We start from the raw sequence: 24,091 nt of genomic DNA, 5'->3' as shown, positions 1-24,091 counted from the left end.
CCCCTCATGACTCCGCTCGCCGTCGCCGACCCGGGTGGCCTGATCCAGTCCGTCGACTGGGTGGCCGTCGCCCCGCCGCTGATCGCCGCGCTCGCCGCCCTCGCCGTCCTGGTCACCGACCTGTTCCTGCCCGAGGCCCGCAAGCGCCTGCTGGGCTGGCTGAGCGCCGCCGGGCTGCTGGCCGCGCTGGCCGCCCTGCTGCCGCCGGCCCTCGGCGACACCCGCTCCACCTTCTGCTTCGAGAGCCCCGGCGGCGGCTGCTCCTACACCGCCGACCACTTCGCGCTCGCCTTCCAACTGCTGGCGCTGGGCGGCGCGCTGCTGACCGTGCTGCTCTCCCTGCACACCGTGGAGACCGAGAAGCTGCCGGGCGGCGAGTACTGGTTCCTGCTGCTCTCCTCCGCCTGCGGCGCCGCCCTGCTGCCCGCCGCCCGCGACCTCGCCACCCTGGTGATCGCCCTGGAGGTCGCCACCCTGCCCGCGTTCGCCCTGGTCGGCCTGCGCCGGGACGGGCGCGGGGCGGAGAGCGCGCTCAAGTTCTTCCTCTCCTCGGTCACCGCGACCGCCGTGATGCTGCTCGGCGTCAGCTTCGTCTACGCCGCCGCCGGGACGATCCAGCTCCAGGGCATCGCCGACGGGCTGGCGCACGCCCCCGGCCAGCTGAAGCCGCTCGCGGAGGCCGGCGCGGTGCTCACCCTGGTCGGCTTCGCGTTCAAGACCGCCGCCGTCCCGTTCCACTTCTGGGTCCCCGACACGTACGTCGGCGCCCCGCTCCCGGTGGCCGGCTACCTCTCGGTGGTCGGAAAGGCGGCCGGCCTGTCCGGCCTCGCCCTGGTCACCACGCTCGCCTTCCGCCCGTACGGCCACACCTGGGGCCTGGTGCTGGCGGTGCTCGCCGCGCTCACCATGACGGTCGGCAACGCGGCCGCGCTGCGCCAGCGCACCGACACCCCGCACGGGGCGGTCCGGCTGCTGGCCTGGTCCTCGATCGGGCAGGCGGGCTACCTGCTGGTGCCGCTGGCCGCCGCCGGGTACGCCGACTCGGCCGAGCCGCTGGGCGCGACCGTGGCGTACGCGCTGATCTACGGCCTGGTGAACCTGGGCGCGTTCGGCGCGGTCGCGCTGGTCGGCGGCTCCGGCCGGCTGGACGGCTTCCGCGGCCTGGCCGGGCGCAACCGGTGGGCGGCGTTCGCGCTGGCGTTCTTCCTGCTCTGCCTGGCCGGTCTGCCGCCGGGCGTGGTCGGCCTGTTCGGCAAGGTCGTGGTGTTCCGCTCGGCGGTGGACGCGGGCCTGGGCTGGCTGGCCGTGGTGATGGCGGTGAACGTGGTGATCGCGCTCGCCTACTACCTGAAGTGGACCGCCCTGCTGTTCGCCCCGGCCGTCCCCGCGACCGGGACCGAGACCGGGACCGAGACAGCGGCCGGAGCCGGTGCCGGAGCCGCGGTCCCGGTCGGCCCGGGGGCCGTGCTGGGCCTGGCGGCGGTCGGCGCGGTGGTGCTCTCGGTGGCCCCGCAACTGGTGCTGCAGGTGGTGTCGGGCAGCCTCTTCTGAACCGTGGTCGAATGCCGGAGGGAACGAACCGTCGGGTTCGGCGCGTTGATCCCGGCAGAAGGAAGCGGTTCCACGGCTTCCACCGGCGCCACAGGAGGGTCCCGCAGTGCACAGCCACCACAACGGATTGCGGACGGCCGTCCTGCTGGGCGGCCTGTCCGCGCTGATCCTGGTGATCGGCAGCTTCTTCGGCCGCACCGGCCTGCTGGTGGCCCTGCTGATCGCGGTCGGCACCAACGCCTACGCGTACTGGAACAGCGACAAGCTGGCGCTGCGCGCGATGCGGGCCCGCCCGGTCAGCGAGATCGAGGCGCCGCAGCTGTACCGGATCGTCCGCGAGCTCTCCACCTCGGCCCGCCAGCCGATGCCCCGGCTGTACATCTCGCCCACGCCCGCGCCGAACGCCTTCGCCACCGGCCGCAACCCGCGCAACGCGGCGGTCTGCTGCACCGACGGCATCCTGAAACTGCTGGACGAGCGCGAGCTGCGCGGCGTCCTGGGCCACGAGCTGAGCCACGTCTACAACCGGGACATCCTGATCTCCTCGGTGGCCGGGGCGCTCGCCTCGGTGGTGATGTTCCTGGTCAACTTCGCCTGGCTGATCCCGATCGGGCGCTCGGACGACGACGACGGCCCGGGCCTGGTCGGCATGCTGGCGATCATGATCCTGGGGCCGGTCGCCGCCAGCCTGATCCAGCTGGCCGTCAGCCGCTCCCGCGAGTACCAGGCCGACGCCGACGGCGCCCGGATCACCGGTGACCCGCTCGCCCTGGCCAGCGCCCTGCGCAAGCTGGACGCCGGCACCCAGCGGCTGCCGCTGCCGCCCGAGCCGCAGTTGCAGACCGCCAGCCACATGATGATCGCCAGCCCGTTCCGTCCGGGCGAGCGCGGCACCAAGCTGTTCTCCACCCACCCGCCGATGCGCGAGCGGATCGACCGGCTGGAGCGGATGGCCGGGCGCTGACCGCCCGGGCCCTTCCGGCCCGTCCGTTGCCCCTTCGAGCGACCGCCCGTCCGCTGACCCCTTCGGGCGACCGCCCGGCGAGCGTCCGCCGCCCGCCTCCGCTCCGCTGGTAGGGCTGAACGCACTGACCAGTGCGAGGCCGGAGGTGCGGTGCGGTGACCATGCTGCCGAGCGATGCAGAACTGGGCCCGGCCGGCCCACCCGTCCCGCAGCCGCCGTCGCGCCGCCGCTTCGGCCGGGCCTCCCGCCCGCGCCGCGGCCGGGCGCTGGTGGTGTGGCTGACCACCACCGACCACAAGCAGATCGGCACCCTCTACCTGGCCACCTCGTTCGCCTTCTTCCTGGTCGGCGGGGTGCTGGCGCTGGTGATGCGGGCCGAGCTGGCCCGCCCGGGGACGCAGATCGTCTCGAACGAGCAGTTCAACCAGGCGTTCACCATGCACGGCACGATCATGCTGCTGATGTTCGCCACCCCGCTGTTCGCGGGCTTCGCCAACTGGTTCATGCCGCTGCAGATCGGCGCCCCCGACGTCGCGTTCCCGCGGCTGAACGCCTTCGCGTACTGGCTGTACCTGTTCGGCTCGCTGATCGCGGTGGCGGGCTTCCTGACCCCGCAGGGCGCGGCGGACTTCGGCTGGTTCGCCTACGCGCCGCTGAACAGCGCGGTGCACTCGCCGGGCGTCGGCGCCGACATGTGGATCATGGGGCTGGCCTTCTCCGGCTTCGGGACGATCCTCGGCTCGGTCAACTTCGTCACCACCGTGGTCTGCCTGCGGGCGCCCGGCATGACGATGTTCCGGATGTCGATCTTCACCTGGAACGTGCTGCTGACCTCGGTCCTGGTGCTGATGGCCTTCCCGGTGCTGGCCGGCGCGCTGCTCTGCCTGGAGGCGGACCGCAAGTTCGGCGCGCACGTCTTCGATCCGGCCAACGGCGGGCCGATCCTGTGGCAGCACCTGTTCTGGTTCTTCGGCCACCCCGAGGTGTACATCATCGCGCTGCCGTTCTTCGGCATCGTCACCGAGATCTTCCCGGTGTTCTCCCGCAAGCCGGTGTTCGGCTACTCCGGTCTGATCGCCGCGACCATCGCCATCGCCGGCCTGTCGGTCACCGTCTGGGCGCACCACATGTTCGTCACCGGGCAGGTGCTGCTGCCGTTCTTCTCCTTCATGACCTTCCTGATCGCGGTGCCGACGGGCGTGAAGTTCTTCAACTGGATCGGCACCATGTGGCGCGGCTCGCTGAGCTTCGAGACCCCGATGCTCTGGTCGGTCGGCTTCCTGGTGACCTTCCTGTTCGGCGGCCTGACCGGCGTGCTGCTGGCCTCGCCGCCGATCGACTTCCACGTCTCGGACTCGTACTTCGTGGTCGCGCACTTCCACTACGTGGTGTTCGGGACGGTGGTGTTCGCGATGTTCGCGGGCTTCTACTTCTGGTGGCCCAAGATGAACGGGCGGATGCTGGACGAACGCCTGGGCCGGATCCACTTCTGGACGCTGTTCGTCGGCTTCCACACCACCTTCCTGGTGCAGCACTGGCTGGGCGCCGAGGGCATGCCGCGCCGCTACGCCGACTACCTGGCGAGCGACGGCTTCACCACCCTCAACACCGTCTCCACCATCGGGTCCTTCCTGCTCGGCCTGTCCACCCTGCCGTTCCTCTACAACGTCTGGAAGACCGCCAAGTACGCGCCGAAGGTGGCCGAGGACGACCCGTGGGGCTACGGCCGCTCGCTGGAGTGGGCCACCTCCTGCCCGCCGCCGCGGCACAACTTCACCACCCTGCCGCGGATCCGCTCCGAATCCCCGGCGTTCGACCTGCACCACCCCGACATCGCCGAGTTCGACCGGTTGCAGAACGACCGGTCGCTGCCCGACCCGCACTGAGGCCCCGCCGGGGCCGGATTCGACGTGCGGTGTCCGTTTCGCGGTGGTACGAATCGTTTCGTCCCTGCGCCGTTCGAGGTGCGGGGACGTCCGGCTGACTGCGCGCGGGATCGGAGCGTCATGGACAACTATCCGCTGCTCAACATCTTCTGGACGATGCTGGAGCTGTTCCTCTGGATCCTCTGGTTCTTCCTGCTGTTCAAGATCATCACCGACATCTTCCGCAGCGAGGACATGGGCGGCTGGGGCAAGGCCGGTTGGACGATCTTCGTGATCCTGCTGCCGTTCCTGGGCGTGCTGGTCTACCTGATCGCCCGCGGCGGCTCCATGCACCAGCGGGACGCGGAGCAGGCCAGGAAGGCCGACGCGGCGTTCCAGGACTACGTCCGCAGGGCGGCGGGCACCGGCGGCGCCTCCTCCGGCGGTGGCGCCGGCTCCACCGGGCACGTGGAGGACCTGGCGAAGCTGGCGGACCTCAAGAGCAGCGGCGCGCTGTCCGAGGAGGAGTACCAGCGGGCCAAGGAGAAGCTGCTCGCCTGACACCCGTTCGGCCGCACGGCGAGCGGCCCGCCCCCGCGGCGGGCCGCTCGCCGTGCCCGGCCCGCTGCCGGTCGGACGTTCTGCCGCCTGCCGTTCTGCCGTCCGCCCGCCACCTGCTGCCCGCCGCCACCTGCCGCTGACGGCCCCGGTGTGCGAGCCTGGAGGCATGAAGCTGATCAACTTCCTGCTCAACGTCATCTGGCTGCTGTTCTGCGGCCTGTGGATGGCGATCGGCTACGCGATCGCCGGGATCATCTGCTTCGTCCTGATCGTCACCATCCCGTTCGGCATCGCGTCCTTCCGCCTCGCGGGATTCATGCTCTGGCCGTTCGGCCGCACCACCGTGGTGCGGGCCGACGCGGGCGCCCCGTCCTGCGTGGGCAACGTGATCTGGCTGGTGCTCGCGGGCTGGTGGCTGGCGATCGGACACATCGTCACCAGCATCCCGCTGTTCCTGTCGATCATCGGGATCCCGTTCGGCTGGGCGAACCTCAAGATGGTCCCGATCTCGCTGACCCCGCTCGGCCGCGACGTCGTCTCCAGCGACGAGGGCTTCGGCGCCCGCTGACGACCTGGCGCAACCCTCCCCGGCGCGGGCCGGGCGGCCCGAAAACCGTTCGCGCGAGGGCCCGGCGCGGGGTACAACTGCCCGGTCGCGTACGGACGGTGAGGAGTGGCGCGTGGTGGACGGCGAGATCACCGGCGGGGAGACCGCGGACGGCGAGGTCATGGCCGGCGGGGTCAACCGGGTGGAGCGGCGCGGGAGTCGGGTGCTGCGCCCGACCGGGCCGTGGTCGCCGGCCGTGCACGGGCTGCTGGCGCACGTGCGGGCGGCCGGGTTCACCGCCGGGCCGCGGTTCCACGGGCTGGCCGAGGACGGCCGGGAGGTGCTGGACTTCCTGCCCGGCGAGGTCTCCGACTACCCGCCGACCCCGGCCGCCGCCTCCCGCACCGCGCTGCTCGACGCCGCCCGGCTGCTGCGCGAGTACCACGACGCCACGGCGGGCTACACCGCCGAGGGCTGGATGCTGCCCGCCCGCGAGCCCGCCGAGGTGGTCTGCCACGGCGACTACGCCCCGCACAACTGCGTGCTGGACGGCGAACACGTGGTCGGCGTCATCGACTTCGACACCGCCCACCCCGGCCCCCGGCTGTGGGACGTCGCCTACGCCGCCTACCGCTGGGCGCCCACCACCGCCCCCGGCAACGCCGACGGCTTCGGCACCCCCGACGAACAGGCCCTCCGGGTAGGGGAGTTCTGCGACGCGTACGGCCTCGGCCGGGCCGACCGGGCCGGTCTGGTCGACGCGATCGAGGCCCGGCTGCACGCGCTGGTCGCGCACATGCGGGCCGAAGCCGCCGCCGGGAGCGCCGCGTTCGCCTCGCACCTCGCCGACGGGCACCACCTGATGTACCTCTCCGACGCCGCGTACGTGGTGCGCGAGCGGGCCCGGTTCGAGGCTCGGCTCCTGGCGTAGGGCCGGGAGACCGGCTCCCGGTGCCGGTGGTACGGGGCCTTGGGGACGGAACCGGGCGGGAAGGGGAGTTCGGCCGTGGCCCGACTCCCGACCGGCACCAGCCGTTGCGAACAGCCCGGGTGCCCTCGCCTTTCTCGACTTCCGGCCGGACGGCCGCCTCAACCGTCCCGGCGTTCCAGGTGCTCGCGCAGGACCCGGAACTCGGCCGCGATCCCGTCCAGCGTGTAGTGCGCGTTCAGCCCGCTCGGGTTCGGCAGCAGCCACACCTCGGTGTCGCCGATCGGGTCCGGCTGCGGGCCGACCGTCGCCCGCGGCCGGCCGAACGCCGCCCGGTACGCCCCGATCCCGAGCACCGCCAGCGCCCGCGGCCGCAGCCGCCGCACCCGGGCCACCAGTGCCTGCCCGCCCTCCCGGTACTCCTCGGCGGTCAGCTCGGCCGCCTTCGCGGTGGTCCGGGCCACCACGTTGGTGATCCCCAGCCCCAGCCCGAGCAGCTCCCGCTGCTCCGACGGGTCCAGCTGCCGCGGGGTGAAACCGGACCGGTGCAGGGCGGGCCAGAACCGGTTGCCCGGCCGGGCGAAGTGCAGGCCGGTGGCGCCCGACCACAGGCCCGGGTTGATCCCGCAGAACAGCACCCGCAGGCCGGGCGCGGCCAGGTCCTCGATGCTGGTGTCCTGGGCGGCGGCGAGCTGTTCGGACGTGGGCTTGGCGCCGGTGGCCGGGCGCTGCGGCGGGGTGCGGGTCACCCCGCCCACTCTGCCCTACCGGGCGGGCGCGCGAACGCTGCCGAGCGCCTGCGAACCGTTTTCGGGACCATGGTCCCGGAGGGACGTTCGGGCAGGTCGGGGCGGGTGCGTCCGATGTCCGGCATATCGGATGGATAGTCAGTTCGATTGTTTTCCTGACCTGATGACTTCCCGGGCGGAGAATGGGGCGGTGCCATACGAACTGAACGCGCTGATCGCCGCCAAGGAGCTGATCGCCGTGGTGACGGCCGAAGTCCCGCTCGCGCGCTCCGCACCCCTGCCGCACGGCCTCGCGCTGGTGCCGATGACCGACGAGCTCCACGACGCGCTCCAACACCCCTCCAACGCGCCGGACTTCGGGTTCAAGCGGTTCCCCTCCGGATTCGCCCTGCGCATCGCCGGCTGGTCCAAGTCCACCCCGATCGCCTACGTCGAGGCCGACGACGAACACCCCGCGGGCCGCCGCGCCGCCCTCTGGTACGACGGCCGACCCACCCTCGGCCCGCTCACCCCCGCGGACGGCGCCCCGCTCGCCCGCGTCCTGCACGCCCTCGGCACCACCGACGCCACCACCCCGGCCGTCACCGCCGCCGTCGAAGCCCACCGCCTCGCCGGGCCCGCCCGGCCCGTCGAGGGCTGAGCACGGGCCGACCGCCCGGTCGGTTCTCGCCGCAGGGCCGGTACGGCCGGGTGACGACCCCGCCGGGGGCTGCTCGAACGGGGGAGCGGGGAGGTCGGCGCCCCCGCGCGCTCCGGCACGACCCCGTGAACGCCGGGAGGGCGCGCCGTCGCCGGCGCGCCCTCCCTGGTGTGGAACCGCGTCCCACCGCTCAGCGGTAGTTGACGAACTGGATCGCGAAGTCCAGGTCCTTGCCCTTGAGCAGCGCCTGCACGGCCTGCAGGTCGTCCCGCGACTTCGAGCTGACCCGCAGCTCGTCGCCCTGGACCTGCGCCTTGACGCCCTTCGGGCCCTCGTCGCGGATGATCTTCGCGACCCTCTTGGCATCGTCGGTCGTGATGCCTTCCTTGATGTCGGCGAAGATCTTGTACTCCTTGCCGGACAGCTGCGGCTCCGCCGCGTCCAGCGCCTTCAGCGACAGCCCGCGCTTCACGAACTTGGTCTGCAGCACGTCCAGGATCGCCCGGACCCGCTCCTCGCCGTTGGCCTTCATCTCGATCTTCTCGCCGGACCGCTTGATCTCGGCCCCCACGTTCTTGAAGTCGAACCGGGTGGCGATCTCGCGGGAGGTCTGGTTGATCGCGTTGTCGACCTCCTGCCACTCGACCTTCGAGACGATGTCGAAACTGGAGTCGGCCATGGGTGTTGGTCTCCTTGCACTACAGGCTGCACGGTCGCGCCGCCCGCCACCGGCGGGCGACGCCCCAGCCTATCCAGCGCCCCGGGCCCCCGCCCGCAACGGCGGCGCGCAGACCTTGATCACGACGTGGCGCAACCAGGTGGCGGACCACCCCCCAACATCAGGTATCGTTTACGACGTCGAACGGGGCAGCGCTCCGCGAGACACCATCCCTGGCTGGTTGCCCGAGCGGCCAAAGGGAGCAGACTGTAAATCTGTCGCGCAAGCTACGCAGGTTCGAACCCTGCACCAGCCACTGGATAGTGAAGAAGCCCCCGGGCTGCGGAGACGCAGCCCGGGGGCTTCTTCGTCGTTCAGGGGGGCCGGGCGGGGTCAGCCCGGGTGGTTCTGGCGGGGGAGGGCCAGGGTGACGGTGTCGGCGAATTCGCGGACGGCGCTGGTGCGGGAGACGATGCGGCCGCAGTGGACGACCAGGCGGGAGTGGCCGCCGGAGAGGGCGCCGGTGAGGCTGTCGCCGCGGACGGCGAGGAGCTCGGCGGGGAAGCCGGCGTCGACCCGGACGGGGGGCAGGCCGAGGGTGGTGCGGGCCTGGGTGGAGACGGCGTCGTAGGCGGCTTCGGGGGAGAGGGCGCCGCTCGCGGCGAGCAGGCGGGCGGCGTCGAGCGGGTCGGCCCGGCCGACCGGGTTGGAGGCGTCGCGGAGGGCGCCGCCGCCGGCCGTGAGGGCGACCCGGGCATGTGCGAACTCCCGTACCAGGGACGGGCGCAGGCCGATCGGGTGGCCTTCGAGCCCGGTGCAGCCGCCGTTCTGCGGGAGGCAGACCACCCGGATGCCGGCGCTGGCCAGCACGCCGGCCCCGCCGGGCGGCAGGGCGCTGCACGGGCCGAGCGTCACCCGGGGCCGGTGCGGGGCCAGCGCGGCGACCACGCGGGCGAGTTGGGCCTGGTCGGCGGCGTTGGTGTGCAGGTCGACGGGGCAGTCGGCGTCGGCCGCGGCCTCCAGCAGGAGGTGCACGTAGCCGACCGGGTCCGGGTCGAGGTCGGGGCAGCCGCCCGCCGCGTCCGCGCCGAGCTTGAGCGCGTCGCGCAGCAGGGCCCGGCCGTCCGCCCCGGCCCGGCCGGTGAGCAGCCGGGGCATCGCGACCGCCTGCAGCTCGGCCAGCCCGCGCAGCGACTGGCGGGCGGTGAGGACGGCCTCCAGCCGGCCCAGCCCGTGCACGTCGCCGATCCGGACGTGGGTGCGCTGGGCGGTGGCCCCGTAGCCGAGCGAGGTCAGCGCGGACTCGGTGGCCCGGCGGACCAGCTCGGCCGGGCCGTCCCCGGCCGGTTCGGGCAGGGCCGCGGAGAACGCGCTGTCGTAGTGCCCGTGCGGTTCGGCGGGGGCGGGCACCAGCAGGTAGCCGGACAGGTCGATCCGGGCGCCGGTGGTGACGGTGGGCTGCCCGGGCATCGCGGGCAGCGGTCCGAGGCTGCCGACCGTGCCGACGGCCTGGATCCGGTCCCCGCTGATCCGGACGTCCACCACCCGTCCGTCCAGCAGCCGGGCCCCGGTGAGCAGCAGTACCGGCCCGTGCCCGAGCGGGTTGGCGGGCGGCGGCGGCTGGGCGCCCTCGCTGCGTTCGCTCATCGGCCCGCTCCTCCAGTCCCGTTGACCGCCCGGCGGCCCCGGGGCCGGTACGGGGCGGCCGACCTGCGGCGCACCCGTGAAGAGGTCACTCGAGAGATCGCTTGAGAGATGTGAGGGATCACTGACGGTCGAGCCTAGGCCGCGGGCGGTCGGGACGGTCGGATGCGGGGCGCCGGGACGTGTCGTGACGTGTCGGGCGGCCCCGGGTTGCGGCGGGGGTCGAACGGGTGTCGGGTGACGGGCCGTCAGTACGGGGCCGCCGACCTGCGGAGATCCGCCGCGGATACGGATTTCACCTCTGGCCCGGAACCGTGTAATCTCTTCCTCGTTCGCCCCTATAGCTCAGTCGGTAGAGCGTCTCCATGGTAAGGAGAAGGTCTGCGGTTCGATTCCGCATGGGGGCTCTGGTGAGAAGCTCCTCGCTCCGGTGAGGTTCCGATCATCAAAGCGGTGTAGCTCAGTTGGTAGAGCAAGCGGCTCATAATCGCTGTGTCACCGGTTCAAGTCCGGTCACCGCTACCCCGCGTAGTCGATCGGGGGGATTACTCCCGATCGGCTACTCTTGTCTGTGTTCTTATTCATTGTCCAAGGAAGGCACTCCCGTGGCTGCCACCGACGTCCGCCCGAAGATCACGCTGGCCTGCGTGGAGTGCAAGGAGCGGAACTACATCACCAAGAAGAACCGGCGCAACGACCCGGACCGTCTTGAGATGAAGAAGCACTGCCCGCGTTGCAACTCTCACACGGCGCACCGCGAAACCCGCTGACTTTGCCTCGACTCCAGGCCGCACCCCACTCGGGGAGCGGCCTGGAGTCGTTTCTGCAGGCCGGACCGTACGCACCAGAGGAGTTGCCCCATGCCACTCGACCCCTCGTTCATCGGGCGGACGTACCCGCCCACCGAGCCGTACGAGGTGGGCCGGGAGAAGATCCGCGAGTTCGCCGCCGCGATCGGTGACGCGAACCCGGCGTACACCGACGTCGAGGCCGCCAAGTCGCTGGGCCACCCGGACGTCATCGCTCCGCCGACCTTCCCCTTCATGCTGAGCTTCCGGGCCGCCGCGCAGGTCGTCAACGACCCCGAGCTGGGCCTCGACTACAGCCGCGTCGTGCACGGCGACCAGAAGTTCGTCTACGCCCGCCCGGTGCGGGCCGGCGACCGGCTCTCCGTCACCGTCTCGATCGACGCGATCAAGTCGCTGGCGGGCAACGACGTGCTGACCGTCCGCGGCGAGGTCGACGACGCCGGCGGCGAGCACGTGGTGACGTCGATCATGACGCTGGTGGCGCGCGCCGCCGACGAGGCGGGGGAGGAGTGACCGTGGCGGTCCGCTTTGACGAGGTCCAGGTCGGCACCGAGCTGCCGGCGCAGTCGTTCCCGGTGACCCGGGCGACGCTGGTGCAGTACGCCGGTGCCTCCGGGGACTTCAACCCGATCCACTGGAACGAGAAGTTCGCCCTGGAGGTCGGCCTCCCGGACGTGATCGCGCACGGCATGTTCACCATGGCCGAGGCCGCCCGGGTGGTGACCGACTGGGTCGGCGACCCGGCCGCGGTCGTCGAGTACGGCGTCCGGTTCACCAAGCCGGTGGTCGTGCCCAACGACGGCACGGGTGCCACCGTCGAGGTCACCGCGAAGGTCGCGGCGCTGCTGGAGGACGGGCGGGTCCGGGTCGACCTGACCGCCACCAGCGCGGGGCAGAAGGTCCTGGGCATGGCCCGGGCCGTCGTCCGCCTGGTCTGACGCGCTCCGGGTGGGGGCCCCGGACGACGGGGCCGCCGCTCGGGGGCTTGCTAAGTTATTGGCCAATCACTAACCTGTGGGTGTGGCCAGGAACAGCATGCGGATGTCCGCCGAGGAGCGGCGCGAGAGCGTCGTCCGGGCGGCCATGGTGGAGTTCGCCCGGGGCGGTTACCGGGGGACGTCCACGGAGGCGATCGCCCGCCGGGTGGGCGTCTCGCAGCCGTACCTGTTCCGGCTCTTCCCCAACAAGCAGGCGATCTTCGAGGCGGCGGCCGAGCACTGCATCGAGGAGACCTGGCGGGTCTTCGACCGCGCGTCGGAGGGTCTGACGGGGGAGGCCGCGTGCGAGGCGATGGGCGAGGCGTACCTCGGCCTGATCGCCGACCGCGAGCAGGTCATGATGCAGATGCAGATCTACGTCTCGGTGTTCGCGGCGGAGTCCGTCGGGGACAACGAGATCGGCGAGGTCGCCCGGGCCGGCTGGCTCCGGCTGTTCGAGCGGATCCGGGAGCGGCTCGGCGACCGGGCGGCGGCCACCGAGTTCATGGCGCACGGCATGCTGATCAACACCCTGGTGGCCCTGGGGTACCCGGCCGGCCACGAACTCTGGGAGGGCTTCGTGGAGCTCAGCCAGCAGCGGAACGGGGAGAGCTGAGGCGCTCCGCCGACAGCGGCGGCGCGTCCTTTTTTCGGCCCACAAAAGTTATTGATCAATCACAACCTTGGGGGAGAGAGCTGATGAACAGGCAAGCCGTCTGGACCCTGGTGGTCGTCAGCGTGGCCGGCTTCATGGCCGGGCTCGACAACCTGGTGGTCACCACCGCCCTGCCCGCGATCCGCGCCGACCTGGGCGGCGCGCTCGCCGACCTGGAGTGGACGGTCAGCGCGTACACCCTGACCTTCGCCGTCCTGCTGATGTTCGGCGCGGCCCTCGGCGACCGCTTCGGCCGCCGCCGGATGTTCCTCGCCGGGCTCGCGGTCTTCACCCTCGGCTCGGCGTCCGCCGCGCTCGCCCCCGACATGGGCACGCTGATCGCCGCCCGCGCCGTCCAGGGCGTCGGCGCGGCGGTGATGATGCCGCTCACCCTGACCCTGCTCACCGTCGCGGTGCCCGCCGCCAGGCGCGGAGTGGCCTTCGGCATCTGGTCCGGGGTCAGCGGGCTGGCCGTCGCCACCGGGCCGCTGATCGGCGGCAGCCTCACCGAGCACTTCTCCTGGCAGTGGATCTTCTGGGTGAACGTCCCGGTCGGCCTGCTCCTGCTGCCGCTCGCCCGCGCCGTCCTCGGCGAGAGCCGCGGCGAGGAGCCGCGCCTCGACCTCCCCGGCACCGTGCTGGTCAGCACCGGCCTGTTCGGCGTCGTCCTCGGCCTGGTCCGCGGCAACCCCGACGGCTGGACCGACCCGCTGGTCCTCACCGCGCTGATCGGCGGCACCCTGCTGCTGGCCGCCTTCGTCGGCTACGAGACCCGCTTCGCGCAGCGGCCGATGCTGCCGATGCGGCTGTTCCGCAGCCGGGCGTTCAGCGCCGTGAACGGGGCCAGCCTGCTGATGTTCCTGGGCATGTTCGGCTCGATCTTCCTGATCAGCCAGTACTTCCAGGGCGTCAACGACTACACCGCCGAGCAGGCCGGCGTCCGGATGCTCCCGTGGACCGCCATGCCGCTGCTGGTCGCCCCGATCGCCGGCGTCCTCACCGACCGGATCGGCGGCCGCCCCCTCGTCGTCACCGGACTCGCCCTGCAGGCCCTCGGCCTGGTCGGGATCGCCCTGCTCGCCGAGAACTCCGCCGGGTACGGGGCGCAGGTCCCCGTCCTGATGGTCTGCGGCATCGGGATGTCCCTGTACTTCGCCCCCACCGCCAACCTGGTGATGGCCAGCGTCCGCCCCGCCGAGCAGGGCATCGCCTCCGGCGCGAACAACGCCGTGCGCGAGGTCGGCGGCGCGCTCGGCGTGGCCGTGCTGTCCGCGGTCTTCTCCGCCCGGGGCGGCTACGGCAGCGCCGACGCCTTCACCGACGGCATGGTCCCCGCGCTCCTGGTCGGCGCCCTCGCGATCGGCGGCGGCGCGGTGTCCGCGGCGCTCATCCCGCGCCGGCACGGCATGCGGGACGCCCGGACGGTCGCCGCGAGCCGGCCGGCCGAAGCCGTCCTGGCCGACAAGTCCTGACCACCCGCTCCCGACCACCCGCGAACGAGGAGGAACCCGCCGATGCTCGCCATGACACTCCCGTGGAGCCCCGGACCCGCCGCGCGGCGGCCCCCGGCCCGGCCCGTGGTGATGGCCGCCGAACTCCGGGTCCGCGGACTGCGGCACGTCCCCGGCTTCCTGCGGCAGTCCCTCAAGGTCCGCGCCCGGGCCCGCCGCGCCCCCGGCGCGCTCGGCGTCACCCTGCGGGCCGAACCGCTGCGGCGCACCTTCTGGGTGCTCTCCAGCTGGAGCGACCGCGAGGCGCTCACCGCGTTCGTCCGCTCCGAGACCCACCAGCGGGCGATGACCGCCCTGCGCCCGGTGATGGCCCACTCCCTGTTCCGCACCTGGGACGCGGAGACGGCGGCGGAACCGACCTGGACCGAGACGCGGCGGACGGGTAGCGGCGGCGCCGGGGGCCCGGGCCCCGGCCGCTCTCCGCCGCTCCCTCCGGGGCTGCCTTAGGCTGGGGCGGTGATCGAGGAGATGGACGCGCCGCTGGCCCCGTTGACGACGCTGCGGTTGGGCGGGCCGGCCCGGCGGCTGGTGACGGCGCAGACGGACGCCGAGGTGGTGGCCGCGGTGCGGGCGGCGGACGCGGCGGGGGAGCCGCTGCTGGTGCTGGGCGGCGGGTCGAACCTGGTGATCGGGGACGCCGGTTTCCCCGGGACGGTGCTGCGGATCGCCACCGAGGGCTTCGCCCTGGACGGGACGCTGCTGGAGCTCGCGGCCGGCGAGGTCTGGTCGGACGCGGTGGCCCGCACCGTCGCCGCCGGGCTGGCCGGGATCGAGTTCCTGGCCGGCATCCCCGGCTCGGCGGGCGCGACGCCGGTGCAGAACGTCGGCGCGTACGGCCAGGAGGTCGCCGAGAGCATCACCGAGGTGGTCGCCTACGACCGCCTGCTCGGCGAGACGGTCACGCTGGCCACCGCGGAGTGCGCCTTCTCCTACCGGCACAGCCGCTTCAAGGCGGACCCGGACCGGTACGTGGTGCTGCGGGTGCGGTTCCGGCTCGCCGACGAGGGCGGGCTGTCCTCGCCGGTCAAGTACGCCGAGGTCGCGCGGGCGATGGGCGTCGAGGCGGGGCAGCGGGTGAAGCTGGGCGACGCCCACGCCGAGGTGCTGCGGCTGCGCGCGGGCAAGGGCATGGTGCTGGACGAGGCCGACCACGACACCTGGTCGGCCGGGTCGTTCTTCACCAACCCGATCCTGACGGACGCCCAGTTCGCCGCGTTCACCGCCCGGTTGGGCGACCTGCGGGCGCCGAGCTACCCGGCCGGCGAGGGCCGGACCAAGACCTCGGCGGCCTGGCTGATCGACAACGCGGGCTTCCGCAAGGGCCACGGCAGCGGCCCGGCCACGCTCTCCACCAAGCACACCCTCGCCCTGACCAACCGCGGCGCGGCGACCACCGAGGACCTGCTCGCGCTGGCCCGCGAGGTGCGCGACGGGGTGCGCGCGGCGTTCGGGGTGGAGCTGGTAAACGAGCCGGTGATGGTCGGCGTCAGCCTCTAGGCCTCCGCCGGCTCCTCGACCAGCCAGGCGTCGATCTCGCCCAGCAGCTCCTTCACCACGTGCTCGGGGGCCCGCGAGGAGCGGACCGACTGGCGGGCGAGCTCGGCCAGCTCGGCGTCGGTGAAGCCGTGCGACTCGCGGGCCAGGGTGTACTGGTCGGCCAGCCGGGAGCCGAACAGCAGCGGGTCGTCGGCGCCCAGGGCGAGCGGGACGCCGGCCTCGAAGAGCGCGCGCAGCGGCACCTCCTCGGGGCTGTCGTAGACGCCGAGCGCGACGTTGGAGGCCGGGCAGACCTCGCAGGTGACCTGCCGGTCGGCCAGGCGCTGGAGCAGCCGCGGGTCCTCGGCGGCGCGCACCCCGTGGCCGATCCGGGCGGCGCCCAGGTCGTCCAGGCAGTCGCGGACCGAGTCGGGCCCGGCGAGCTCGCCGCCGTGCGGGGCGGCGATCAGGCCGCCGTTCCGGGCGATGGCGAAGGCCCGGTCGAAGTCGCGGGCCAGGCCGCGGCGCTCGTCGTTGGAGAGGCCGAAGCCGATCACGCCCCGGTCGGTGTACCGGACGGCTAGCCGGGCCAGCGTCCGGGCGTCCATCGGGGACTTCATCCGGTTCGCGGCGACCAGCACCCGGATGCCGACGCCGGTGGCCTCGGAAGCCTCCCGGACGGCGTCCAGGACCAGTTCGAGGGTCGGGGTCAGGCCGCCGAGCAGCGGCGCGTACGAGGTGGGGTCGACCTGGATCTCCAGCCAGCGGGAGCCGTCGGCGCGCTCGTCCTCGGCGGTCTCCCGGACCAGCCGGCGGATGTCGGACTCGTCGCGCAGGCAGGAGCGGGCGGTGTCGTAGAGCCGCTGGAAGCGGAACCAGCCGCGCTCGTCGGTGGCCCGGAGCTTGGGCGGGTGCTCGGAGCTGAGCGCCTCGGGCAGCCGGATGCCGTGCTTGTCGGCGAGTTCGAGCAGCGTCGCGGGGCGCATCGAACCGGTGAAGTGCAGGTGCAGGTGGGCCTTCGGCAGGCTCCGGACATCACGCAGGCGATCCATTCACCGATCCTGCCGCAAAACGCCCGGAAACAGGAACTGCCCCCCGCGCCTCGCCCGAAGGGGTGAGGTGCGGGGGGCAGTGCTGACGGGAGGTCAGGCGCGCGCCTCGCCGAGCAGCTTCTGCATCCGGCTGACGCCCTCGACCAGGTCGGCGTCGCCGAGCGCGTAGGACAGCCGCAGGTAGCCGGGGGTGCCGAAGGCCTCGCCGGGGACGACCGCGACCTCGGCCTCGTCCAGGATCAGCGCGGCCAGCTCGGCGGAGGTCTGCGGGCGCTTGCCGCGGATCTCCCGGCCCAGCAGGTCCTTGACCGACGGGTACACGTAGAACGCGCCCTCCGGCTCGGGGCACAGGACGCCGTCGATCTCGTTCAGCATCGCCACGATGGTGCGGCGGCGGCGGTCGAACGCGGTCTTCATCTCGTCCACCGCGGACAGGTCGCCGGCCACGGCGGCGATCGCCGCGCGCTGGGCCACGTTGGAGACGTTCGAGGTGGCGTGCGACTGCAGGTTGGCGGCCGCGTTGACGACGTCCCGGGGGCCGATCAGCCAGCCCACCCGCCAGCCGGTCATCGCGTAGGTCTTGGCCACGCCGTTGACCACGATGCACTTGTCGGCCAGCTCGGGCAGCAGGGCCGGCAGCGAGGTGAAGGTCGCGTCGCCGTACACCAGGTGCTCGTAGATCTCGTCGGTGAGCACCCACAGGCCGTGCTCCAGCGCCCAGCGGCCGATCGCCTCGGCCTCGGCCTCGGTGTACACCGCGCCGGTCGGGTTGGACGGCGAGACGAACAGCACCACCTTGGTGTTCGCGGTGCGGGCGGCCTCCAGCTGCTCCACCGAGACCTTGTAGCCGGTGGTCTCGTCCGAGACGACCTCGACGGGGACGCCGCCGGCCAGCTTCACGGCCTCCGGGTAGGTGGTCCAGTACGGCGCGGGGATGATCACCTCGTCGCCCGGGTCGAGGATCGCGGCGAAGGCGTTGTAGATCGCCTGCTTGCCGCCGTTGGTCACCAGCACCTGCGAGGCGTCCACCTGGTAGCCGGAGTCGCGCAGCGTCTTGGCGGCGATCGCGGCCTTCAGCTCCGGCAGGCCGCCGGCCGGGGTGTAGCGGTGGTTCGCCGGGTCCTGGCAGGCGGCGACCGCGGCGTCCACGATGTAGCCGGGGGTCGGGAAGTCGGGCTCGCCGGCGCCGAAGCCGATCACCGGGCGCCCGGCGGCCTTGAGGGCCTTGGCCTTGGCGTCGACGGCGAGGGTGGCGGACTCGGCGATGGCGCCGACCCGGGCGGAGACCCGGCGGGCGGCGGGGGAGACGTTCTCGGGGGTGGGTGCGCTCATGCGTTGAATGTTCCCAGACCGCACGGGCGGCGGTCATCGCCGTTCCGGCACGCGCACCCGGGCGTTCCAGCATCCGTCCCGCGGCTCCGGACGATCTCGGGCGGACGGTGATCGGAGCCGGAGGATCTCGGGCGGAGGGCGTCGAAAGTCGGCGAATGTGGATCTCGGTGAATGAGGTTCGACCAATCGGCGAAGAACCCGTACACTCACTGCTCGATGGCTCCCGAAGTGCGGATCCTTCGGCCGGGTACACCACACGGCCGGGTGGATGCGGTAGGTTGGGGGCCGCGCCGGAACCGCGAGGTTCCGTAGGGCACTAGCTCAATTGGTAGAGCACCGGTCTCCAAAACCGGCGGTTGGGGGTTCGAGTCCCTCGTGCCCTGCTGCTCGATCCGTGCCAAGCCCGTTCGCTCCGCAGAGCGAGCGGGCTTGATGCGGAGAGGGCCCCACCCAGCACAGCTTTCGCCGGATCGCCCGTGCACCAGGCACGGACCTCCGCAGGACCGGGATTCAGGTGAGGACGAGTGACGGAGACCACGGGCTCCACCGCAACGCCTGAGAGCGGCAACCCCGAGGGGGCCGAAGGCGCCGCGGACGAGACCACCAGCACCGAGGACGGCAAGCTGTCCCGGCGCGAGCGCCGGCGCGCCAACAAGGCGGCCGGGAGCGAGGGCGGCAAGAAGTCCGGCAAGCGGGCCAAGAAGGGCCTGTTCGCCCGGATCGCGATCTTCTACCGCCAGATCATCGCCGAGCTCCGCAAGGTGGTCTGGCCCACCCGCAGCCAGCTGATCCAGTACACCACCGTCGTGGTGACCTTCGTGATCGTGCTGATGCTGCTGGTCGCCGGTCTCGACTGGGTCTTCGCGAAGGGTGCCTTCTGGGTCTTCGGCTGACGCCCGATCCGGCAAAACCCCGCAGGGATCGCCGCAGGTCCCGCACCGAATACTCCACCCCGACCCGGGCCGAACTCTTCGGCCCGGGTCGAGCTGTCGGCGCGAAGGGCCACGGGCGACTACCGTTGAGTCGGTACTGTTGAGGTATCCGTTCCACAACCAGGAAAGAAGCAGCGACCGTGTCTGAGTCCCCCCTGTACGACGCCGACGAGACCGTCCGCGAGGCGGATGTCGCCGCCGAGCCGGACGCGGCCGAGGCTGCCGACGTCGAAGCTGCCGACGTCGAGACCGCCGAGGAGATCGTGGACGAGGCGGACGGCGAGGAGGACGAGGTCGAGGCCGCCGACGAGCTGGAGGCGGGCGAGCCGGCCGAGGCCGCCGCCGTGCACGAGGTGGACGAGGCCGACGCCGCCGCCGAGGAGGCCCTCGCCGAGGAGGCCGCCGAGGCCGTCGAGGACGCCGAGGACGCCGAGCCGGTCGAGGAGGTCGAGAGCGACCCGGTCGCCGAGTTCCGCGAGCAGCTGCGCCGTGCCCCCGGCGAGTGGTACGTGATCCACACCTACGCCGGCTACGAGAACCGGGTGAAGCAGAACCTGGAGCAGCGCTCCGTCTCGCTGAACGTCGAGGACTACATCTTCGAGTCCCAGGTTCCGCAGGAGGAGGTCGTCCAGATCAAGAACGGCGACCGCAAGACCATCCGGCAGAACAAGCTCCCCGGCTACGTGCTGGTCCGGATGGACCTCACCCCGGAGTCCTGGGGCGTCGTGCGCAACACCCCCGGTGTCACCGGCTTCGTCGGCAACGCCTACGACCCGTACCCGCTGACCCTGGACGAGGTCGTCAAGATGCTCGCCCCCGACGTGGAGCGCGCCGCCGCCAAGGAGGCCGGCAAGGCCTCGCCGGTGCGCCCGGTCGAGGTGCAGGTGCTGGACTTCGAGGTCGGCGACTCGGTCACCGTCACCGACGGCCCGTTCGCGACCCTGCAGGCGACCATCAACGAGATCAACCCCGACTCGAAGAAGGTCAAGGGCCTGGTGGAGATCTTCGGCCGGGAGACCCCGGTCGAGCTCTCCTTCGACCAGATCCAGAAGAACTGACCCACGGCGGACCGGTGCCGGGGCGGGGCGAGAGCCTCCGCCCCGGCACCGTTTTGGTTCCGCACCGCCTCACCAGTTAGCCTGGTCCGATGTGTGTCCTGGCGGTCGGGTTTCGCCCCGGGGCCGGGCACATCAGCAATCACCTCTCGGAAGGACCCGGAGAGACATGCCTCCCAAGAAGAAGAAGGTCACGGGGCTCATCAAGCTCCAGATCAACGCCGGTGCGGCCAACCCGGCCCCGCCGGTCGGCCCCGCGCTCGGTCAGCACGGTGTCAACATCATGGAGTTCTGCAAGGCGTACAACGCGGCCACCGAGTCGCAGCGCGGCATGATCGTGCCGGTGGAGATCACGGTCTACGACGACCGCTCCTTCACCTTCGTCACGAAGACCCCGCCGGCCGCTCGCCTCATCCTGAAGGCCGCGGGCATCGACAAGGGCTCCAAGGAGCCGCACAAGACCAAGGTCGCCAAGCTGACCTCGGCCCAGGTGCGCGAGATCGCCACCACCAAGATGCCCGACCTGAACGCCAACGACCTGGACGCGGCGGAGAAGATCATCGCCGGCACCGCCCGGTCGATGGGCATCACCGTCGAGGGCTGACCAGCCCGTACGTCCTCCGTGGTAGGGCCAGCGCGGCCCGTTCCCACCACGAACTCCATTAACCACCAGGAGCAGCAGTGAAGCGCAGCAAGGCCCTCAAGGCCGCGGACGCCCAGGTCGACCGCGCCCGGATCTACGCCCCGCTCGAGGCCGTCCGCCTCGCCAAGGCGACCTCCACCAGCAAGTTCGACGGCACCGTCGAGGTCGCCATGCGTCTGGGCGTCGACCCGCGCAAGGCCGACCAGATGGTCCGCAGCACCGTCATCCTCCCGCACGGCACCGGTAAGACCGCTCGGGTCCTGGTCTTCGCGAACGGTGAGCGTGCCGAGGCCGCGCGTGCCGCGGGCGCCGACATCGTCGGCTCCGACGAGCTGATCGACGAGGTCGCCAAGGGTCGTCTGGACTTCGACGCCGTCGTCGCCACCCCGGACCTGATGGGCAAGGTCGGCCGCCTGGGCCGCGTGCTCGGTCCCCGTGGCCTGATGCCGAACCCGAAGACCGGCACCGTGACCCCGGACGTCGCCAAGGCCGTCAACGACATCAAGGGCGGCAAGATCGAGTTCCGCGTCGACAAGCACTCGAACCTGCACCTGATCATCGGCAAGACCTCGTTCTCCGACGAGCAGCTGGTCGAGAACTACGCCGCCGCGCTCGACGAGGTCCTCCGGGCCAAGCCGTCCGCCGCCAAGGGCCGCTACCTGAAGAAGGTCGCCTTCTCCACCACCATCGGCCCCGGCATCCAGGTGGACCCGAACCGCACCCGCAACCTCCTCGTCGAGGAGGACCCGGCGGCGGTCTGACCCCGAGTCAGTTCCCCCTGCGGTCAACGCTCTGACGGGCCCGCACCCCTCCGGGGGTGCGGGCCCGTCGGCGTCCGGAAAGGGTTTGCGCGGCGCTCCGGGCGGTTCGGTAGAGTCCGGCCCGTAGTTGAGATGAGAATCCGATCAGAGGGGGACCTCCCGTGCGCGCACTGCGTACCCTCGCCGTGGCCTGCCTGGCCGCCGGCGCCCTGACCGCCTGCAGCAGCTCCGGCTCGGGCGGCGGTTCGACCGAGGCCAAGGGCGGTTCCTCCGCCTCCGCCTCCGCCGAGGGCGCCGGAGCGGGCAAGGGCGGGACGAAGCTCGCCCCCAAGGAGGCCCTGCTCGCCTCCGCCGTGGTGATGGAGAAGGCCGGCAGTGCCAAGCTGTCCCTCGAGGGCGTCGACGTCAAGGGCAGCATCGACTACGTCTGGAAGGACCCCGGGTCCTTCCTGATGAACACCACGGAGGAGGGCCAGGAGGTCAAGGTCCTCTTCGCCGACGGCCAGATGTACGTCGGCGCCACCCCCGACATGGCCGCCGCGGCCAAGGGCAGGAAGTGGATGGTGATCGACGCGTCGGACAGCTCGGACGAGGCGGCCTCCATCACCGCGACGATGCAGGCGATGAACCCGGGCGTCCAGCTGGCCGCCGCCGCGCCCACCGCCACCCTGGTCGGCACCGAGACCGTCGCGGGCCAGAGCACCACGCACTACCGCAGCGAGATCAAGGCGGAGGACCTGGTCGCCAAGATGAAGATCGAAGGCGCCCTCAAGGACCAGGTGCTGACCGAGATCAAGAAGGACGGCGCGACCGTCGTCACCGAGCTGTGGATCAACGGCAAGGGCGAGCTGGTCCAGCAGTCCGTCATCGACCCCTCGGCCGACGCGGGCGGCAAGCCCGCGACGGTCACCTACGGCGGCCTGGGCACGGTCAAGGTCACCCCGGCTCCTGGCCCCGACGAGGTCTTCAAGCTCGGGGACCTGCTGCAGCAGTAGTCGTGAGCCGGCGGCCCGCCCGTTCCCGGGGGCGACTCCGGGGCCGGGCGGTCCGCATGGCATGGTGAGGGGTCGAGGCGGCGGCGAGGCGGCAGGAGGCGGAGCGATGGCGGCACCGGCACGTTGGGCCGCGGCCCTCCTGGCGGCCGCGCTGCTCGCCGGGACGGCCACCGGCTGCGGCTCCTCCGGGAAGACCCCCGACGGCGGCGCCTCCTCCACCAGCGCCTCCCCGTCCACCGCGCAGCCCAGCCCCACCGACCGCTCCCCGCACGGGGTGATGCTCTCCGCCCAGCTGGTGCTGCACGACGCCCGGCGGGCCGAGTACACCGCGGTGCTGGCCGGCGAGGGCGCCAAGGGCGCGCTGTTCTGGGCGCCCAAGACGGTGCTGAAGTACCAGGGCGACGCGGACGACGAGATGCTGGTGGTACTGGACACCTCCGCCTACCTGGGCGGCGACCCGGCGAGCGCGGCCCGGCTGGGCGGCCCGCACTGGCAGAAGTTCTCCACCGGCCGGATCCCGTACACCGACCTGATCGACCGGCTCAGCCCGGTGGTCGCGGTCGCCGCGGCCGCCGCCGACCCCGACCCGCAGCTGGTCGGCGAGGAGAAGCTGCTCGACACCACCGCCGAGCACTACCGGATCACCACCACCGCCGCCCGGTACGCCGCCGCGCAGACCCAGCTCGACCCGGCCCGGCAGCGGGCGCTGGAGTCCGCGCTCGGTCCCGGCGACGTGGTGCTCGACCTGTGGCTCGACGACAGCGACCAGGTGGTGCGGCTGCGCCGGGCCGCCGCCGAGGTCGACACCGTGGACTACACCGAGTTCGGCAGCTCCTCGCTCTCGGTCCAGGCCCCCGCCGAGGCCGACACCGCACCCGGCACCGGGGCCAGCCCGCCGCCCTTCCCCTAGCCGATTTGGTCAAACCCGTCCGGCCCGGTTAGGCTGGCCGAGCCAAAGACCGCTGGTTGTCGCCGTGCCCCGCGAGGGAGGACGGCACCGAAGGATCCGCACCCGTTGCGGGTCGCCCGCGCAGGTTGTGGAGCAGAGTGGAGATCTCCGGGCCGTTCACGGTCCGTCGAGGTCATTGCGAGCCCCGGTGCCTGCGCGCCGGGGCTTCTTCGCTTCCTGGGGTCCGCGGCGTTGGATGGTCGACTTCTCGAAGGTCGGCCCGACTTCGACATCACGGAAGGAGGCGTAAGCCTATGGCCAGGCCCGACAAGGCTGCCGACGTCGCCGAGATCACGGACAAGTTCCGTGCCTCCAGCGCCGCCGTTCTGACCGAGTACCGCGGTCTCACGGTGAAGCAGCTGAAGACGCTTCGTCGCTCGCTCGGCGGCAACGCCGATTACGCCGTGGTGAAGAACACGCTGACCAAGATCGCGGCCAACGAGGCCGGGATCTCCGAGCTGGACGACCTGTTCGCCGGTCCGACGGCTGTCGCCTTCGTCACCGGTGACCCGGTGGAGTCGGCGAAGGCTCTGCGTGACTTCGCCAAGGAGAACCCTGCTCTCATCATCAAGGGCGGTGTCCTTGACGGTAAGGCGCTGTCCGCCGATGAGATCAAGAAGCTCGCGGACCTCGAGTCCCGCGAGGTGCTGCTCGCCAAGCTGGCGGGTGCCCTGAAGGCCAAGCCCTCCCAGGCTGCCGCCGTGTTCCAGGCGCTCCCGTCCAAGCTCGTTCGCACCGTCGAGGCGCTGCGCGAGAAGGTCGAGCAGGGCGGTGCCGGTACTCCGGCTCCCGCCGAGGACGCGGAGTAACCACTCCCGTCCCAGCGGGCCCGTAAGC

26 protein-coding genes and 4 tRNA genes are annotated in these 24,091 nt (G+C 72.1%); 25 read left to right on the top strand and 5 right to left on the bottom strand.

From position 1 onward, the window contains the following. The first annotated feature begins 6 nt into the window (after window positions 1–6). From HUT16_RS14075 to HUT16_RS14050, 6 genes are all read left to right on the top strand, one after another. Window positions 7–1,551, top strand: coding sequence for an NADH-quinone oxidoreductase subunit N (locus tag HUT16_RS14075; RefSeq protein WP_176192669.1), 1,545 nt, complete (start codon window positions 7–9; stop codon window positions 1,549–1,551). Between the two features lie 106 nt (window positions 1,552–1,657). Beyond that, entirely contained in the window at window positions 1,658–2,515 is an 858-nt protein-coding gene (gene htpX / locus HUT16_RS14070) for a zinc metalloprotease HtpX (RefSeq protein ID WP_176188527.1), read from the top strand. 161 nt (window positions 2,516–2,676) lie between these two features. Then, a complete protein-coding gene (gene ctaD / locus HUT16_RS14065; protein WP_176192668.1) occupies window positions 2,677–4,401 on the top strand; it encodes a cytochrome c oxidase subunit I in 1,725 nt (574 codons plus the stop codon). A gap of 120 nt (window positions 4,402–4,521) precedes the next feature. Beyond that, the gene (locus HUT16_RS14060; protein WP_176188526.1) at window positions 4,522–4,941 is read left to right on the top strand and encodes an SHOCT domain-containing protein; all 420 of its coding nucleotides are present in this window, start codon (window positions 4,522–4,524) and stop codon (window positions 4,939–4,941) included. A gap of 166 nt (window positions 4,942–5,107) precedes the next feature. Continuing rightward, window positions 5,108–5,509: a YccF domain-containing protein gene (locus HUT16_RS14055; protein WP_176188525.1), complete on the top strand. Its 402-nt coding sequence runs from the start codon at window positions 5,108–5,110 to the stop codon at window positions 5,507–5,509. 112 nt (window positions 5,510–5,621) lie between these two features. Continuing rightward, window positions 5,622–6,419, top strand: coding sequence for an aminoglycoside phosphotransferase family protein (locus tag HUT16_RS14050; RefSeq protein WP_254897800.1), 798 nt, complete (start codon window positions 5,622–5,624; stop codon window positions 6,417–6,419). A gap of 158 nt (window positions 6,420–6,577) precedes the next feature. Here the strand turns inward: HUT16_RS14050 and mug are convergent, their stop codons facing one another. Further along, a complete protein-coding gene (gene mug, locus HUT16_RS14045; protein WP_176188524.1) occupies window positions 6,578–7,165 on the bottom strand; it encodes a G/U mismatch-specific DNA glycosylase in 588 nt (195 codons plus the stop codon). A gap of 190 nt (window positions 7,166–7,355) precedes the next feature. Here mug and HUT16_RS14040 point away from each other — a divergent pair, with 190 nt between their 5' ends. After that, window positions 7,356–7,805 (top strand): hypothetical protein, encoded by a 450-nt coding sequence (locus HUT16_RS14040; protein ID WP_176188523.1) that lies wholly within the window; start codon window positions 7,356–7,358, stop codon window positions 7,803–7,805. A gap of 190 nt (window positions 7,806–7,995) precedes the next feature. On the opposite strand, the gene HUT16_RS14035 is transcribed toward HUT16_RS14040, so the two are convergent. Then, the gene (locus tag HUT16_RS14035) at window positions 7,996–8,484 is read right to left on the bottom strand and encodes a YajQ family cyclic di-GMP-binding protein (RefSeq protein ID WP_176188522.1); all 489 of its coding nucleotides are present in this window, start codon (window positions 8,482–8,484) and stop codon (window positions 7,996–7,998) included. A 214-nt stretch (window positions 8,485–8,698) separates the two neighbouring features. Here HUT16_RS14035 and HUT16_RS14030 point away from each other — a divergent pair. Beyond that, window positions 8,699–8,779: transfer RNA gene (locus HUT16_RS14030), tRNA-Tyr, on the top strand. Between the two features lie 77 nt (window positions 8,780–8,856). Here the strand turns inward: HUT16_RS14030 and HUT16_RS14025 are convergent. Next, window positions 8,857–10,110, bottom strand: a complete 1,254-nt coding sequence (locus HUT16_RS14025) for a hydrolase (protein WP_176188521.1) — start codon at window positions 10,108–10,110, stop codon at window positions 8,857–8,859. Window positions 10,111–10,441: 331 nt separating this feature from the next. Between HUT16_RS14025 and HUT16_RS14020 the strand changes: the two genes are divergently transcribed. The 9 genes from HUT16_RS14020 to HUT16_RS13980 all read left to right on the top strand — a co-directional run bounded on the left by HUT16_RS14020 (window position 10,442) and on the right by HUT16_RS13980 (window position 15,556). After that, a tRNA-Thr gene (locus HUT16_RS14020) sits at window positions 10,442–10,514 on the top strand. A gap of 42 nt (window positions 10,515–10,556) precedes the next feature. Next, window positions 10,557–10,629 (top strand) — tRNA-Met (locus HUT16_RS14015). 83 nt (window positions 10,630–10,712) lie between these two features. After that, complete coding sequence (gene rpmG / locus HUT16_RS14010) at window positions 10,713–10,877, top strand: 50S ribosomal protein L33 (RefSeq protein WP_006604855.1); 165 nt, start codon at window positions 10,713–10,715, stop codon at window positions 10,875–10,877. 90 nt (window positions 10,878–10,967) lie between these two features. Next, a complete protein-coding gene (locus HUT16_RS14005; RefSeq protein ID WP_176188520.1) occupies window positions 10,968–11,429 on the top strand; it encodes a MaoC family dehydratase N-terminal domain-containing protein in 462 nt (153 codons plus the stop codon). After that, window positions 11,426–11,854: a MaoC family dehydratase gene (locus HUT16_RS14000; RefSeq protein WP_176188519.1), complete on the top strand. Its 429-nt coding sequence runs from the start codon at window positions 11,426–11,428 to the stop codon at window positions 11,852–11,854. The genes HUT16_RS14005 and HUT16_RS14000 overlap by 4 nt, the downstream gene beginning before the upstream one ends. Before the next feature lie 103 nt (window positions 11,855–11,957). Next, on the top strand, window positions 11,958–12,509 hold the full coding sequence (locus tag HUT16_RS13995) for a TetR/AcrR family transcriptional regulator (protein ID WP_176192666.1): 552 nt from the start codon (window positions 11,958–11,960) through the stop codon (window positions 12,507–12,509). An 83-nt stretch (window positions 12,510–12,592) separates the two neighbouring features. Then, the gene (locus HUT16_RS13990; protein ID WP_176188518.1) at window positions 12,593–14,020 is read left to right on the top strand and encodes a DHA2 family efflux MFS transporter permease subunit; all 1,428 of its coding nucleotides are present in this window, start codon (window positions 12,593–12,595) and stop codon (window positions 14,018–14,020) included. Window positions 14,021–14,062: 42 nt separating this feature from the next. Further along, entirely contained in the window at window positions 14,063–14,506 is a 444-nt protein-coding gene (locus tag HUT16_RS13985; protein WP_176188517.1) for an antibiotic biosynthesis monooxygenase, read from the top strand. A 12-nt stretch (window positions 14,507–14,518) separates the two neighbouring features. Then, the gene (locus HUT16_RS13980) at window positions 14,519–15,556 is read left to right on the top strand and encodes a UDP-N-acetylmuramate dehydrogenase (protein WP_176192665.1); all 1,038 of its coding nucleotides are present in this window, start codon (window positions 14,519–14,521) and stop codon (window positions 15,554–15,556) included. On the opposite strand, the gene HUT16_RS13975 is transcribed toward HUT16_RS13980, so the two are convergent. Then, window positions 15,553–16,587 carry an adenosine deaminase gene (locus tag HUT16_RS13975; protein WP_176188516.1) on the bottom strand — a complete coding sequence of 345 codons (1,035 nt, stop codon included), beginning with the start codon at window positions 16,585–16,587 and terminating at the stop codon, window positions 15,553–15,555. The two genes, HUT16_RS13980 and HUT16_RS13975, sit on opposite strands and share 4 nt — an antisense overlap. 93 nt (window positions 16,588–16,680) lie before the next feature. Next, a complete protein-coding gene (locus HUT16_RS13970; protein ID WP_176188515.1) occupies window positions 16,681–17,919 on the bottom strand; it encodes a pyridoxal phosphate-dependent aminotransferase in 1,239 nt (412 codons plus the stop codon). A gap of 310 nt (window positions 17,920–18,229) precedes the next feature. On the opposite strand from HUT16_RS13970, the gene HUT16_RS13965 reads away from it, so the two are divergent. From HUT16_RS13965 to rplJ, 8 genes are all read left to right on the top strand, one after another. Next, window positions 18,230–18,302 (top strand) — tRNA-Trp (locus HUT16_RS13965). 240 nt (window positions 18,303–18,542) lie between these two features. Further along, window positions 18,543–18,812, top strand: a complete 270-nt coding sequence (gene secE, locus HUT16_RS13960) for a preprotein translocase subunit SecE (RefSeq protein ID WP_254898302.1) — start codon at window positions 18,543–18,545, stop codon at window positions 18,810–18,812. A gap of 179 nt (window positions 18,813–18,991) precedes the next feature. Then, a complete protein-coding gene (gene nusG, locus HUT16_RS13955; RefSeq protein ID WP_176188513.1) occupies window positions 18,992–19,909 on the top strand; it encodes a transcription termination/antitermination protein NusG in 918 nt (305 codons plus the stop codon). Window positions 19,910–20,075: 166 nt separating this feature from the next. After that, window positions 20,076–20,510: a 50S ribosomal protein L11 gene (rplK, locus tag HUT16_RS13950; protein ID WP_030457453.1), complete on the top strand. Its 435-nt coding sequence runs from the start codon at window positions 20,076–20,078 to the stop codon at window positions 20,508–20,510. Window positions 20,511–20,587: 77 nt separating this feature from the next. Further along, window positions 20,588–21,310 carry a 50S ribosomal protein L1 gene (gene rplA, locus HUT16_RS13945; RefSeq protein ID WP_176188512.1) on the top strand — a complete coding sequence of 241 codons (723 nt, stop codon included), beginning with the start codon at window positions 20,588–20,590 and terminating at the stop codon, window positions 21,308–21,310. A gap of 161 nt (window positions 21,311–21,471) precedes the next feature. Continuing rightward, window positions 21,472–22,305 carry a hypothetical protein gene (locus HUT16_RS13940; protein ID WP_176188511.1) on the top strand — a complete coding sequence of 278 codons (834 nt, stop codon included), beginning with the start codon at window positions 21,472–21,474 and terminating at the stop codon, window positions 22,303–22,305. A 106-nt stretch (window positions 22,306–22,411) separates the two neighbouring features. Then, a complete protein-coding gene (locus tag HUT16_RS13935; protein ID WP_176188510.1) occupies window positions 22,412–23,215 on the top strand; it encodes a hypothetical protein in 804 nt (267 codons plus the stop codon). Window positions 23,216–23,508: 293 nt separating this feature from the next. Continuing rightward, the gene (gene rplJ, locus HUT16_RS13930) at window positions 23,509–24,063 is read left to right on the top strand and encodes a 50S ribosomal protein L10 (protein ID WP_014136320.1); all 555 of its coding nucleotides are present in this window, start codon (window positions 23,509–23,511) and stop codon (window positions 24,061–24,063) included. Window positions 24,064–24,091 lie beyond the last annotated feature (28 nt).

It is taken from the genome of Kitasatospora sp. NA04385 (assembly GCF_013364235.1).
GTDB lineage: Bacteria > Actinomycetota > Actinomycetes > Streptomycetales > Streptomycetaceae > Kitasatospora.
Note: the sequence above shows the minus strand (reverse complement) of the source record. Positions and strands in the feature narration are given on the sequence as shown.